The organism is Deinococcus aetherius (assembly GCF_025997855.1).
Lineage (GTDB): Bacteria > Deinococcota > Deinococci > Deinococcales > Deinococcaceae > Deinococcus > Deinococcus aetherius.
Map to the genome: position 1 here is coordinate 705,488 of NZ_AP026560.1, position 12,124 is coordinate 717,611.

12 protein-coding genes are annotated in these 12,124 nt (G+C 72.5%); 7 read left to right on the top strand and 5 right to left on the bottom strand.

The window, feature by feature from the left end; all coding sequences use genetic code 11:
• Window positions 1–135: 135 nt before the first annotated feature.
• Window positions 136–960: a GNAT family N-acetyltransferase gene (locus DAETH_RS03705; RefSeq protein WP_264776577.1), complete on the top strand. Its 825-nt coding sequence runs from the start codon at window positions 136–138 to the stop codon at window positions 958–960.
• A 41-nt stretch (window positions 961–1,001) separates the two neighbouring features.
• Here DAETH_RS03705 and DAETH_RS03710 read toward each other — a convergent pair whose 3' ends face one another.
• Complete coding sequence (locus tag DAETH_RS03710) at window positions 1,002–1,217, bottom strand: hypothetical protein (protein WP_264776578.1); 216 nt, start codon at window positions 1,215–1,217, stop codon at window positions 1,002–1,004.
• 172 nt (window positions 1,218–1,389) lie between these two features.
• Window positions 1,390–2,031 (bottom strand): ribonuclease HII, encoded by a 642-nt coding sequence (locus tag DAETH_RS03715; RefSeq protein ID WP_264776579.1) that lies wholly within the window; start codon window positions 2,029–2,031, stop codon window positions 1,390–1,392.
• Window positions 2,032–2,260: 229 nt separating this feature from the next.
• Between DAETH_RS03715 and DAETH_RS03720 the strand changes: the two genes are divergently transcribed.
• The 6 genes from DAETH_RS03720 to DAETH_RS03745 all read left to right on the top strand — a co-directional run bounded on the left by DAETH_RS03720 (window position 2,261) and on the right by DAETH_RS03745 (window position 9,561).
• Window positions 2,261–3,457, top strand: a complete 1,197-nt coding sequence (locus DAETH_RS03720; RefSeq protein WP_264776580.1) for a class I SAM-dependent methyltransferase — start codon at window positions 2,261–2,263, stop codon at window positions 3,455–3,457.
• Between the two features lie 594 nt (window positions 3,458–4,051).
• Window positions 4,052–5,212 (top strand): RNA polymerase sigma factor RpoD, encoded by a 1,161-nt coding sequence (rpoD, locus tag DAETH_RS03725; protein ID WP_406585102.1) that lies wholly within the window; start codon window positions 4,052–4,054, stop codon window positions 5,210–5,212.
• Between the two features lie 212 nt (window positions 5,213–5,424).
• Window positions 5,425–6,774: a DUF4129 domain-containing protein gene (locus tag DAETH_RS03730; RefSeq protein WP_264776582.1), complete on the top strand. Its 1,350-nt coding sequence runs from the start codon at window positions 5,425–5,427 to the stop codon at window positions 6,772–6,774.
• Window positions 6,771–7,742 carry an AAA family ATPase gene (locus tag DAETH_RS03735; RefSeq protein WP_264776583.1) on the top strand — a complete coding sequence of 324 codons (972 nt, stop codon included), beginning with the start codon at window positions 6,771–6,773 and terminating at the stop codon, window positions 7,740–7,742. Before DAETH_RS03730 ends, DAETH_RS03735 begins: the two co-directional genes overlap by 4 nt.
• Window positions 7,743–7,774: 32 nt before the next feature.
• Window positions 7,775–8,854: a DUF58 domain-containing protein gene (locus tag DAETH_RS03740; protein ID WP_264776584.1), complete on the top strand. Its 1,080-nt coding sequence runs from the start codon at window positions 7,775–7,777 to the stop codon at window positions 8,852–8,854.
• A gap of 11 nt (window positions 8,855–8,865) precedes the next feature.
• Window positions 8,866–9,561, top strand: coding sequence for a hypothetical protein (locus DAETH_RS03745; RefSeq protein ID WP_264776585.1), 696 nt, complete (start codon window positions 8,866–8,868; stop codon window positions 9,559–9,561).
• A gap of 7 nt (window positions 9,562–9,568) precedes the next feature.
• Here the strand turns inward: DAETH_RS03745 and DAETH_RS03750 are convergent, their stop codons facing one another.
• Genes DAETH_RS03750 through DAETH_RS03760 form a run of 3 tightly spaced genes read right to left on the bottom strand, consistent with a single transcriptional unit; the run spans window position 9,569 to window position 12,035 of the window.
• Window positions 9,569–10,447, bottom strand: a complete 879-nt coding sequence (locus tag DAETH_RS03750) for a complex I NDUFA9 subunit family protein (RefSeq protein ID WP_264776586.1) — start codon at window positions 10,445–10,447, stop codon at window positions 9,569–9,571.
• Window positions 10,448–10,450: 3 nt separating this feature from the next.
• Window positions 10,451–11,065 carry a helix-turn-helix domain-containing protein gene (locus tag DAETH_RS03755; protein WP_264776587.1) on the bottom strand — a complete coding sequence of 205 codons (615 nt, stop codon included), beginning with the start codon at window positions 11,063–11,065 and terminating at the stop codon, window positions 10,451–10,453.
• A 1-nt stretch (window position 11,066) separates the two neighbouring features.
• Window positions 11,067–12,035: a MerR family transcriptional regulator gene (locus DAETH_RS03760; protein WP_264776588.1), complete on the bottom strand. Its 969-nt coding sequence runs from the start codon at window positions 12,033–12,035 to the stop codon at window positions 11,067–11,069.
• Window positions 12,036–12,124 lie beyond the last annotated feature (89 nt).

A 12,124-nucleotide genomic window follows, 5' to 3' on the forward strand; every position in this document is an offset into this window, starting at 1 on the left:
TAGCGGGGGGCGAAAGGGGCAAATAGGACGAGCCGCGTCGGAGGTCGCTCCGGGTGCCGTCTCGGCCCTCATCCGCCGGTCCTGAGCAATCCGGCGGATTTCGGTTCGCCTGACGGGTGTTCTAGGCTGCTCTCTATGACGCTCCCCCCCAGAACTCCCCGGGCCCTGGGCTTCCGCACCGACCTCGCCCTGCGCGTGCGGATGGGGACCCAGTTGGAGGAGCGCGGCACCTACACGGTGGTTCGCACCCCCGCTAACCCGACCTTCTGGTGGGGCAACTTCTTGCTGCTGCACGAGCTTCCCGGTCCCGGCAGTCTGGGGGAGTGGCTCGCCCGCTTTCGGGAAGCCCACCCGGACGCGCAGCACGTCGCCCTGGGCGTGGACACGGCGGAGGGCGAGATCGGGGCGGCGGATGAATGGGAAGCGGCGGGGTTCAGGCTCTACCGCGACACCGTGCTGACCACGCCCCGCACCACCGCGCCCGCGCCGCCCCGGATCGACGTTGTCCTCCGCCCCCTGACCTCGGATGCTGACTGGGAGGCCGCGCTCGACCTGCGTCTGGGCGTCAACGCCGCCGAGACGCACCCCCGCGAGGAGGCGGGCTACCGCGAGTTCGCCGCCCGCAGGCTGGAAGGCCTGCGCGCCGCTGGCGAGGCCGGGCATGGGGCCTACCTCGGGGCTTTCGAGGACGGGCGGATGCTCGCGGGCCTCGGCGTGTACGACGCGGGCGGGGGCGTAGCCCGCTACCAGAACGTCGAGACCCACCCGGAGGCGCGGAGCCGGGGACTCGCCGGGAACCTCGTCCACTTCGCGGGGGAGTGGGCCAGGGACTACCTCGCCGCCCGGACCCTCGTGATCGTCGCCGACCCCGAGTACCACGCGCAGCGGCTGTACGAGCGGGTGGGGTTTCGCCCGGCGCAGGTGCAGCTTGGGCTGGAACGCCCGCCGCCCGGGGCATGAAAAGCCCGCCCCCGGGGAGGAGGCGGGGGAAGACACAGACCTCAGCGGCCTTCTTCGAGCGCGGCGGCGTGGTAGCGGTTGGCGAGGATGAAGAAGGTGGGCGCCCACAGGCCCACGAAGATGCCGAAGCGTTCGCCGTGGGAGCGTTCCTCGTGGTTGGTGCCCTGCCCGCCCTGAGTGAACCAGATCACGATGGACCCCAGGATCGAGGCGAGTCCGGCGAGGGTCAGCAGGTTGGCGAGGTTGCGGTTTTGCATCGGGCGACTCTCCTTTGCCACTCAGGTCCCCGGCGGGACATGCGCGGAATACCCCCGGCCCGGCGCACGGCGGCCCTTCCGCGTGGACGGGTTCACTGTGGAATGCGGGGTGCCCCAACTCTGCGGGATGTGAGACAAGTCACCGTGGCGTGCGACGAGGATAAAGGGCGGCTCAAGTCCCGGTGGCCGCCTCTCCCACGAGCAGGCGGGCGACCGGCGCGAAGCTGCGGCGGTGCAGGGGCGTCACCCCCAGCCGTTCCAGAGCCGCGCGGTGGGCGGGGGCCCCATATCCCTTGTGCGCCGCGAAGCCGTGACCGGGGTACTCGGCGTCCAGCTCGGTCATCAGCCTGTCCCGCTCCGTCTTGGCGAGGAGGCTCGCGGCGGCCACGGTGTAGCTCAGGGCGTCGGCGCGGGGGGGCCAGAGCAGGGGGAGGGGCGTGCTCAGGCGCAGGTAGTCGGTGATCAGGGCCTGGGGCGGTGGGTCGAGCCGCGCGAGCGCCCGGTGGGCGGCGGCGTGCGTGGCCCCCAGGATGTTCAGCCGGTCGATCTCCTCCGGCCAGGCGTGCTCGACGGCCCAGGCCAGCGCCACCCGCCGAACCTCTGTCGCCAGGGCCGTTCGTTCGTTCGCCGAAAGCTGTTTGCTGTCCCGGAAGGGCAACTCTGCCGCCGCCCCAGGCAGGATGACCGCCGCGACCGTGACGGGCCCGGCCCAAGCGCCCCGCCCCGCCTCGTCCACCCCGGCGACCCGGAAATATCCCCTGCGCCAGTGCTCGCGCTCGAAGGACCAGTCGGGGGTGACGGCAGGGGCGGGCATGGAGGGCAGGGTAGCAGGCGGGGGCAGCAATAAGCCCCGCCTTTGGAGCGGGGCGCCATCGCCGACTTCACCCGGTCGGTTTGAATTGTGGAACGCCCTCACGTTACGGACCCGTTGGTCAGTTCACATGCGGGTTTCGTCAGGGGGCCTTCATCGACCGCCTCCCGAGCTGGAGGGGTGGGCCTTTCCCGGCGCCCTGTGATAGACGGTGAGGGGTGACGGTGCCAAGGTGACGGGAGGCAAGCGGCAGAAGATCAGGTTCCAGCGTCCGGCGAGCGGGGGTGACAGGACCCCGTCCCCCCAGGCGGAGGCTGGAACGTACTTCGACGTGCGCCCCGCCCTCCTCCCGGGGCGGCTGGAGGGCCTGCACGTCCTGACCAAGCCGGGGGTGCGCGGATGCCCCGAGGTGGACGCGGCCCAGGCGCTCCTGGCGACCACGATGCGCAAGGACCGGGTGCGCGGTGACGTGCTCGACCTGACGGCGATGGGGGGCCTCCTCGCCGCTCTCCCGGGCGTGACCCTGCGCGCGGTGGAGGGCTCGGCCCCGGCCCTGAGCGTGCTGCGGGCGGCGGGCCTCGATCCCCTCGCCGCCGTGCCGGGGGACGACCTGAAGGAACGCTGGCCCGAGCGGGCGAAGACGGTGGCCCTCGTCCTCGCGGGGGACCGAGGGAATGCCTGCGCCCTCGCCCAGGTCGCCTGGGCGCATGCCTGCACCCCCCCCGGCGGCACGCTCTACCTCGCCGGGGACCGCGACAAGGGCTATGACCGGTACGTGCGCGCGGCGGGCAAGGCCTTCGGGACGGGGGAGACGATTGCGCGCGACGAGGGGATGCGCGTCGCCCGGCTCGTGCGGCGCCCCGGCCCCACCCCCGCTTACCCCGAGCCCGAACGCTGGGAGGGCTTCGGCGTGCGGGTGGTCGGCCTCCCGGGCGTGTTCAGCGCCGGGCGGCCCGACAAGGCGACCGCGATCCTCCTCGGGGCGCTGGAGGGGCTCGACCTCGCCGGGAAGCGGGTCCTCGACCTGGGGTGCGGCACCGGGCTGATCGGGGCGTGGGCGGCCTCGCGGGGGGCGGAGGTCACGCTGGTGGACGGCGACCTCCAGAGCGTCCGCAGCGCGGCGGCCACTTTGAGCGAGAACGGCCTCCCCGGCGAGGTGGTCCACAGCGACGTGGACGCGGAGCTGGGGGAGCGTACCTTCGACGCGATCCTCACCAACCCGCCCTTCCATGTCGGGCGGGGGGTGGTGCTCGACGTGGCGCGCGAGTTCATCGCGGCGGCCAGGCGGCGGTTGAGGCCGGGCGGGACCCTGTACCTCGTCGCCAACGAGCCGCTGCCGTACGAGACACCCCTGCGCGCCGTGGGGGAGGTGCGCGAACTCGTGCGGGAGGGGGGCTTCAAGGTCCTCACGACGACGCGGGCGGGGTAAGCGGGAACTTTGGGGGCGGGAGGCGCGTACTGTTGTTTCCCCCGTCCCGGCCCGCGCGGGAAGGTGAGGCAGGTCCGAATTCCGGAGGGGTGTTTGCTAGACTGACGCGTTCCGGCCCCGGCCTCCGTGCCATCCGCACTGAGCAGTTCGTACTCAAGAGCCACAGGAGCACGCATGGCAGAACCCACCCGCGCCCGCGCCCGCAGCAAGGTCAACGCGCCCCCCTCCCCGATGGACGCCGACCCCATGACCGACGACGCGTCCGCCGAGAACGTCCAGCCCCCCGTGACCGCCGAAGCCGGGCCCCAGGTGACCCCCGCCCCGGTGGGCAAGGCGGCCCCCAAGGCCAAGGCCGCCGCGAAGAAGGCGGCGCTGCCAGCCGACCCCCTGGCCGCCACTCAGGAGGACGGGCCCGCAGGCGAGGCCGCTCCCGCCGACGACGTGGCGCCCGCCGCGAAGGCCACCCCCGGCAAGAAGGCGGCGGGCAAGGCCACGGCGCCCGCCAAGCCCGCCGCCAAGGGCGGCCCCGCCGAGAAGCCGTACTACGCGCACCCCAGCATTCAGGAACTCCTCAAGGCGGGCCGCGCGGCGGGGGTGCTCTCCAGCGAGGAGATCGCCGCCGCCCTCTCGGTCGCGCTGGAGGCGAACGGCCTCGATCCCGAGAGCGCCGAAGCCTTCGAGGACCTGCAACTCTTCCTGGCCGCCCAGAACATCGAGGTGCAGGACCTCGACGACGAGGACGAGGACATCGAGGAGGGGGACGAGGTCGCCGCCCCCGGGGCCGCCGCCGAGGGAGCGGACGAGGAGGAGCGGTACTTCGACGATATGCCGCGCGCCGTCTCCAACGACCCGGTGCGCCAGTACCTTCACGAGATCGGCCGGGTGCCCCTGCTGACCCTGGAGGAGGAGATCGCGCTCGCCCGCCGCATCGAGGAGGGCGAGGAGGCCCGCAAGACGCTGGAGGAGGAGCCCGACTTTGAGGACCGGGCCCGCCGCCGCCTGATGCGCCAGACCGAGGACGGGGCCGCCGCCCGCCAGGGGCTGATCGAGGCCAACCTGCGCCTCGTGGTGAGCATCGCCAAGAAGTACACCGGGCGCGGGCTGGGCTTCCTCGACCTGATTCAGGAGGGCAACCAGGGCCTGATCCGCGCGGTCGAGAAGTTCGAGTACCGCCGCCGCTACAAGTTCTCGACGTACGCGACGTGGTGGATCCGGCAGGCGATCAACCGCGCCATCGCCGACCAGGCCCGGACCATCCGCATCCCGGTGCACATGGTCGAGACGATCAACAAGCTCACCCGCACCGCCCGCCAGCTTCAGCAGGAACTCTCGCGCGAGGCCACCTACGAGGAGATCGCCGAGGCGATGGGCCCGGGCTGGGACGCCGCCAAGGTCGAGGAGGTGCAGAAGGTCTCCCAGGAGCCCGTCTCGCTGGAAACCCCCATCGGCGACGAAAAGGACTCCTTCTACGGCGACTTCATCCCCGACGAGAACCTCGACTCCCCGGTGGACAACGCCGCCAAGACCCTGCTGAGCGAGGAACTGGAAAAGGCCCTCTCCAAGCTCACCGAGCGCGAGGCCCTGGTCCTGAAGTTCCGCAAGGGGCTGGTGGACGGCCGCGAGCACACGCTCGAAGAGGTCGGCCAGCGCTTCAACGTGACCCGCGAGCGCATCCGCCAGATCGAGAACAAGGCCCTGCGCAAGCTCAAGTACCACGAGAGCCGCACCCGCAAGCTGCGCGACTTCCTCGACTGAGCCGGGAAGAACCCGGAGGCCCCCGCCCGTGTGGTGGGGGCCCTACGTTGTGTGCCCCAGGTCGTCCCGCCGCCCTCCCGGGCACGCTAGCCTGACCCATCGAGACCGCGCCCGCCTCCACCCCCATCCCCCGCACCCCCTGGTGGGCCGACCGCTCGACCCTGCTCGTCCTCGCGCCGCTCGTCGGGGCCGCGTGGCTGCCGTGGTGGGCGGTGCTGGGCTTCTCGCTCGCCCTCGCCCTGACCCGGCGGGAGGGGGACGCGCGGACGGTGCGGGTGCCCCTTCTCCTGCTGGGGGGCAGCGTCGGGTTGTTGCCCCTGTTGCCCGACATGTTCGGGCCGGAGGGGGCGCTGGCGTTTACCCGGCTCTTCCTGACCGTCCTGGGCGGCGTGGCCCTGATCTCCCTGGCGCTGTCGGAACTGGAAGCGGGGAGGACGGGTCGGGGAGCGGCCTCTCTTGCGGCGCTCCTGCTGCTCGGCCCCCTGCTCGGCCAGTTGTCCCCCGCCTTGCTGGCGCTGGGCGTGCTCGCGCTGCCCCTGGTCCTGCTGGGTGCCCCCGGCGCGGAGGAACGCCCCCATCCGCGGCTGGGCGGCGGTCGGGGGGAGGTTCGGGTGCTCGGGGTGAGCCTGCTGGCGGCGGCGCTGGTGGGTCTGCTCGCCCTTGCCCTGCCGGGGGGAGGCGGACCGGGGAAGACGACCTCGCCCCTTCCTCCAACGACCGCCCAGCAGCGGCAGAGCGTCCCACCGCCCCAGGCGCAAGGCGCCCTTCCCCAGGCGGCCCGCCCCAGACCTGCGCCGCTGGCGCGTGTCTCCCAGCCGGTGCCGGGTCCCGACCTCGTGCTCCTCGGCGGCGTGCTCTTCCTGCTCTCCCTCGCCTTCGCGATGTGGCGGATGGGTGGGCGCGTGCGGGCCGGTCCCCTGCGCTTTCAGTGGTGGGAGATCGCGGCGCTCCTGGGATTGCTCCTCACGGCGGCGTTCGTGGTCGCGCTGGGGCTGGCGGCGCGGCTGGGGGACGGGGGCGGCCTCCTTCCCGGTGCTCCGGGTGGTCCGGCTTCCTCTCCGGGCGGCGATGCGGCACAGGCGCAGGGTGTCCCGGCGTCTCCCACGGGTGAGAGCTGGTTGTGGTGGTTGAGCCTGCTCGTCTTCGCCGTGTTCGTGGGGTTGGCGGGGGTGGTCTTCTGGTTCGCCCTGCGCTTCCGGCCTCCGACCGAAGGGGACGAGGACGCTTCCCCCCGGCCTCCCGACACGCCCCCCCTCCCCGACGAGGCGGCGACCCACCGCGTCCGCGCCGCGTACCGGGCGGCCCTGACGGCGCTCTCCAGGGTCGGCCTGGGCCGCGCGGGCTCCGAGACCCCCGCCGAACACGCGAACCGGGCCGCGCTCGCCCTGCCGGACCTCGGCGGGCCGCTGGGCCTGCTCGTCGCCGCCTACGCGCCCGTGCGCTATGGGGGCCGCGTGACGAACGAGGACGCGGACGCCGCCGAGGAGGCCGCGTGCCGAATCGTCGAACTCGCGGCAGGTGCCCGTTCAATCCAAGCAACGACAGAAGGCGGAACCCCATGACGAACGAAGCAGGCTCCCCGGTCCAACCCTTCGCCCGCCGCATCCTCGACAACGTGGCGCGGGTCCTCGTCGGCAAGGAGGACGTGACCCGGCTCGCGCTGGCGGGGATTCTGGCAGGCGGTCATCTCCTGCTGGAGGACGCCCCCGGCACCGGCAAGACGATGCTCGCGCGGGCGCTCGCCGTGTCCTTGGGGCTGGGCTTCCGCCGGGTGCAGTTCACCCCTGACCTGCTGCCGAGCGACGTGACGGGCGTCAGTGTGTACCGCCCCGCCCGGGGCGAGTTCGAGTTCGTGCCCGGCCCGATCTTCACCGGCCTCCTCCTCGCCGACGAGATCAACCGCGCCACGCCCAAAACCCAGTCCGCCCTGCTGGAGGCGATGGGGGAGGGGCAGGTCACCGAGTCGGGCGTCACCCACGTCCTTCCAAAGCCCTTTGTGGTGGTCGCCACCCAGAACCCGGTCGAGCACGAGGGGACGTACCGCCTGCCGGAGGCGCAACTCGACCGCTTCCTCCTCAAGCTCTCGGTCGGTTACCCCACGCTGGAGGAGGAGGTGCGGATGCTCGCCCGCTTGCAGGGGGACCATCCCATCGAGACGCTCGGCGCCGTCGCCACGCCCGCCGATCTGCTCGCGGCTCAGGGAGTAGTCCGCCGGGTACGCGTCTCGGACGACCTGCGGCGCTACGCGGCGGCCCTGAGCGCCCGCACCCGCGCGCACGGACAGGTGGCTTTAGGTGGAGGTCCGCGCGCCAGCCTCGCCCTGCAAGGGGTGGCCCAGGCCCTCGCGGCGCTCTCGGGGCGGGACTTCGTGCTCCCCGACGACGTGAAGGCCGCCGCCCCCGGCGTGCTCGCCCACCGCCTGAGCCTGCGCGTGGAGGCGCGGCTGGCAGGAGTCCGGGCCGAGGAGATCGTCGCCGACGTGCTGCGTCAGGAACCCGTGCCCGCCGAACCCGTGGGGCGGATCCTCTGAACCTCCCCGCCCTCCTCCTGGTCCTGGCCGCCGTGCTGGGGGTGTTACTCGTCGCCTTCCTGGTCTCTCGCAGGGCGCCCCGCGTTGCCCTCACCCGCGAGTTTCCGGGGCAGGGCTTCGAGGGCAGCCGCCTTCCCTACCGCGTCCGGGTGGAGGTCGAGGCGCGCTGGCCTCTGCGGGTGGTCGTGGAGGACCCCACACCGCTCACTGTCGTCGCGGGCGAGGCGTTCTCGGTGGGCGGTCTGACGGTCGGGCGCAGCGTCACCGAGCGGACCACCACCCTCACCCTCAACCGGCGGGGCGAGTACGCCTGGGAGGGAGGCACGCTGCGCTGGGCCGATCCGCTGGGGCTCTTCTGGCACTCTGCTCCGCTCAACGTCCCCGCCCGGCTGGAGGTCTACCCCGGCACCCACGGCCTGATTCTGCCCGACCTGTTGCGCCCCCTGCTCAGCGAGGGCACCTTATCCCGCACCCTGGGGCTGGAGGACCCCATCAGCCTGCGGGGCGCGCGACCCTACGTGCCCGGTGATCCCCCGGGCCGCGTCAACTGGCGGCTCTCGGCGCGCACGGGGGACCTCACCGTCCGCGAACTCGACCGGACGGCGGCGAGCAGCGTCACCGTCTTCCTCGACCTGAACGGCCCCGGGGTGTACGTGGACAGCGCCGTGCGGCTGGGCACCAGCCTCGTGCAGGAGGCCCTGGCCCTCGACCTCCCCGCCAGCGTCGCCACGAGTGCGGGGGCCACGCCGACCGGGCGCACGCCCGAAACGCTGCGGGCCGCCCTGCGCCGCCTCGCCGGGGCCGCGCCCGACATGGAGCCGCCCGTCATCCCGCCCATCCACGCCGGGGGCAACCTGATCGTCCTGACCCAGCGAGCGGGTTCCGCCCTCGTCGAACAGGCCCTGCGCGCCCGCGCCACCGCCTCCCGCGTGGTGATCGTCGCCGTCCCCGAGGGCTTCTACCTTGAACCCGGGGAGACACCGAGGCGCCAGTGGGTTGGGGCGCCCGACACGGTGCGCGAGTTGGAGCGCCGGGCCGGGGTGCTCGCCGAGGCGGGGGTGCTCGTGTTCGTGCTGCGGGGGAATCAGAGCGTGCTGAGGCTGGGGGGGTAAGGTGGCGCCGGATGACGCGCAAACAGGCTGTTCTGTTGGCGGCGGCCCTCTCGTGCGGGGCCGCCGCCCAAACTTCACCTTCAACCCAGGTCGTCGTGCGCTTCGGCTCCCTGCATTGGGTGGATGCCCGGGGTGGGGCGCCGCGAATACGAGACGCGCGGGTGGTCGTGCCCTTCGCTCCGGCCTGCGACCTGCTCGGCCTGACCTGCAAGGCGGAGGCCGGGGGCGTGCGTGTGGGGGAGAGGCTGATTCCTTCCCGGGGAGCGGGCTTCGTAGAATTGCGGAGTCTGCTGGAAGGGCACCGGGGCTTCACGTTGACCTACGACGGGGCCACACATATGGCCGTGGTGGACACTCGCCCCAACGTCAACATGGTCCTGACCCCCTGGATGCGCGCGAGGGACGACTGGGGAAACCAACTGCGCCGCCCGTACCTCGGCCTCCTCTTCGCCCTCAAGACGAAGACCGCGCAGGGCGTTCGCTACCGACTCTCCGCGACGGGAACGCCCCTGGACGGCGTGACGCTGCTCAACGCTCTTCCGGCGGGCGAGGGGGCGAACGTGCCGTCCCTCAACGTCAGGGGTGCCCTCACCCCCAGCCTCCCCGACAATCCCAACCGCGACCCCGGCTGCGGCGGGAGGACCTTCTGTGTGCCATCGGTCAGCGAGGAGGGCCTGTGGATGCTGGCGGCGGTGGACGCTCGGTAAGGCGACCCTATGCCTTCCCCACGATCCCCGGCAACTTGTCCTGCAATCTCAGCATCGGCAGGTCGAACACCGTCCGCGCGGGCTCGTTGGGCGCGGTGTTGCCCTCCTTGAGCATCGCGTACTGGTCGCGGGTGATGGGCGGCTTGGGCAGAACTTGCATCGCGGGCACGGCGAGGTCCATCAGCGCGAGCGGCACGGGGACGATGGGCTTTTTCTTGCCCAGCGCCGAGAGTTCGAGTTCGAGCAGTTGCCGGAAGGTGAACTCCTCGGGGCCGGTGAGGTCGTACGTCTGCCCCACCGTCTCCGGCTGCTCCAGCGCCCCCGCGAAGGCCCGCGCCACGTCCTCCACGCTGACGGGCCGGAAGGGAAACTTGCCGTCGCCGATCTGCGGGACAATAGGCGCCGTGCTCACGAGTTCACGCAGCACCCGCCCGAAGAAGTCGTCCCCGGGCCCGAAGATCAGACTGGGCCGGAAGACCGTGAAGGGCAGACCGCTCTCGCGCACCAGACGTTCGGCGCGGCCCTTGGTGCTGGAGTAGCGGCTGCCGCTGTCCTCGCGGGCGCCCAGCGCGCTCATCTGCACATAACGGGCGCCGCGCGGGGTAGCCGCCAGCACGTTGCGGGTGCCCTCGAAATGCACGCGCTCGAAGGTCTGCGCCCCCGTCTCATGGATAATACCGACGAGGTGGATGACGGCCTCGGAGTTCGCCTCGCCGAACACGCGCATCACCTGGGCCGGATCGGTCACGTCGAGCGTGACGCCCTGCGCGTTCGGCAGGTCCGTCCCGCGCCTTGACCCCGCGAGGACGGTGTGCCCCCGCAGGGCGAGTTCGCTCACGACCGCCCCGCCGACAAAACCTGTGGCTCCCGTGACGAGGATCCTCATGCCTTACTCCTTCTCCTCTCCGTTCGGCTGGGACGCCCGCGCGGCGATCTCGCGCAACTCTCCCAGCCGCAGCAGGGTGATGTGGCGGTAGCCCGTCTCGATCAGCCCTGCGTCGCGCAGCTCGGTGATGACCTTGCTCACGCTCTCGCGGGTGCTGCCCGAGCCCTCGGCGAGCAGTTCGTGGGTGGCGCGCACGTACAGGCGGTCTTCCGTGTCCTCCGCGCCCAGCGGCGTATCCGCGAGTTCGAGGAGGTAACGCACCACCCGCACCCGCAGATCGCCGCTTTGCAGGTGGACCTCGTGCGTGATCGTGCGCTGAAGCTGCTCGCCGAGGTTGCGCGCCACGTCGAGCAGCGTCCGCTCGTCGAGTTCGGTGGGGTCGAAGGTCGTGATCGTCGCGTTGGTCAGCGCCTCGGCGCCCTGGGGGTGGGTGTGCCCGTTCAGGATGTCCTCGCCGAAGTAGTCGCCGGGGAGGACGTGCCGCACCGTCAGCGTGCGCCCGCGCGGCGTGAGCTGCACCAGCCGCACCAGGCCGGTGTCGGCGCGGAAGAGGTTCCCCCCGCCCTCGCCCTGACGGTACACGTACTGCCCGCGCTGGTAACGCAGCTTCTGGGCCACGTCAGGCTCCCCCCGCCCGTACGGCGTGCAGATGCGCCGTGATGAGGTCGGCGGCCCGCACCACGTCGGGGCCCGCGTAGCGCCCGCCCAGCTCGGCGGCGAGGTCGGGGTGGGCGTTGAGCAGGGCTCCCCCGTAGAAGACGGGCACCTCCAGCCCGTCGAGGTCGCGCCGCTGGGCACGGGTCGGGCCGAGCGCCCAGTCGCCGTTCAGGGCGATGAGCACCGCGTCGGCCCGCCGCTGCCGGGCATACACCATGAGGTCGCCCAGCGGCATGTTCGCGCCCAGGTACTCGGTCTGCACGCCCCGGCGCCGCAGCACGAGCGAGATCATCATCAGGCCCAGTTCGTGCTGCTCGCCCGGCGCGCAGGCGGCGATCACCCGGGGGCCGAACTCGCCCTCCACCCCCGCCGCGTCGAGCAGCGCCTCCAGCCGCGCCCGCAGGAAGGCGCTCGCCCGGTGCTCGTGCGCGACCGTGATGTCGCCCCGCTCCCACAGCCTGCCGATCTCGGCGAGGGCCGGGCTCACCACCCCCGTCAACACGTCCTCCAGGGGAAGGTGCGCGTGCGCCTGGGCAAGCACCCGGCCCGCCTGGGTCAGGTTGCCGCCGGCCAGCGCCTCCAGCAGCGCCGGGGCCAGGGCGCCCACGGGGAGGTGGGAAGCGGTGGACTCCCTGACCACGGGCTCTCCCGCCGCCCCCTCGGGGCCCGCGCTCGCCAGGGTGAGCTGCGCCGCGCGGCCCGCCGGGACCCCGGCGCGCAGGTGCGACTGCATCACCTCTATCAGGGCGAGGTCGTGGGGGGAGTACAGGCGGTACCCACTGGCGCTCCGCGCCGGGGAGGGAAAGCCGTAGCGCCGCTCCCACTGCCGCAGCGTGGCGGCGGGCACACCGACCCGCGACTCCACCTCCGACGCGGTGAACATCGCCGTGGTGTCCGTGGCCGTGCCCGGGGGCGTGGAGGAGCCTTCCATCTGGCTCCCATTTCGCCACGAAGCCCCTCGCGAGACCGTAAGGATTGTTAGCGGTCGCGTTTACTGGCCGCGCGGGAAAGACGGCGGCA

Bases quoted from the DNA above. Each gene is read 5' to 3' on its own strand.
- DAETH_RS03705 (WP_264776577.1), top strand. From the start codon at position 136: ATGACGCTCCCCCCCAGAACTCCCCGGGCCCTGGGCTTCCGCACCGAC.
- DAETH_RS03710 (WP_264776578.1), bottom strand. From the start codon at position 1,217: ATGCAAAACCGCAACCTCGCCAACCTGCTGACCCTCGCCGGACTCGCC.
- DAETH_RS03715 (WP_264776579.1), bottom strand. From the start codon at position 2,031: ATGCCCGCCCCTGCCGTCACCCCCGACTGGTCCTTCGAGCGCGAGCAC.
- DAETH_RS03735 (WP_264776583.1), top strand. From the start codon at position 6,771: ATGACGAACGAAGCAGGCTCCCCGGTCCAACCCTTCGCCCGCCGCATC.
- DAETH_RS03745 (WP_264776585.1), top strand. From the start codon at position 8,866: ATGACGCGCAAACAGGCTGTTCTGTTGGCGGCGGCCCTCTCGTGCGGG.
- DAETH_RS03750 (WP_264776586.1), bottom strand. From the start codon at position 10,447: ATGAGGATCCTCGTCACGGGAGCCACAGGTTTTGTCGGCGGGGCGGTC.
- DAETH_RS03760 (WP_264776588.1), bottom strand. From the start codon at position 12,035: ATGGAAGGCTCCTCCACGCCCCCGGGCACGGCCACGGACACCACGGCG.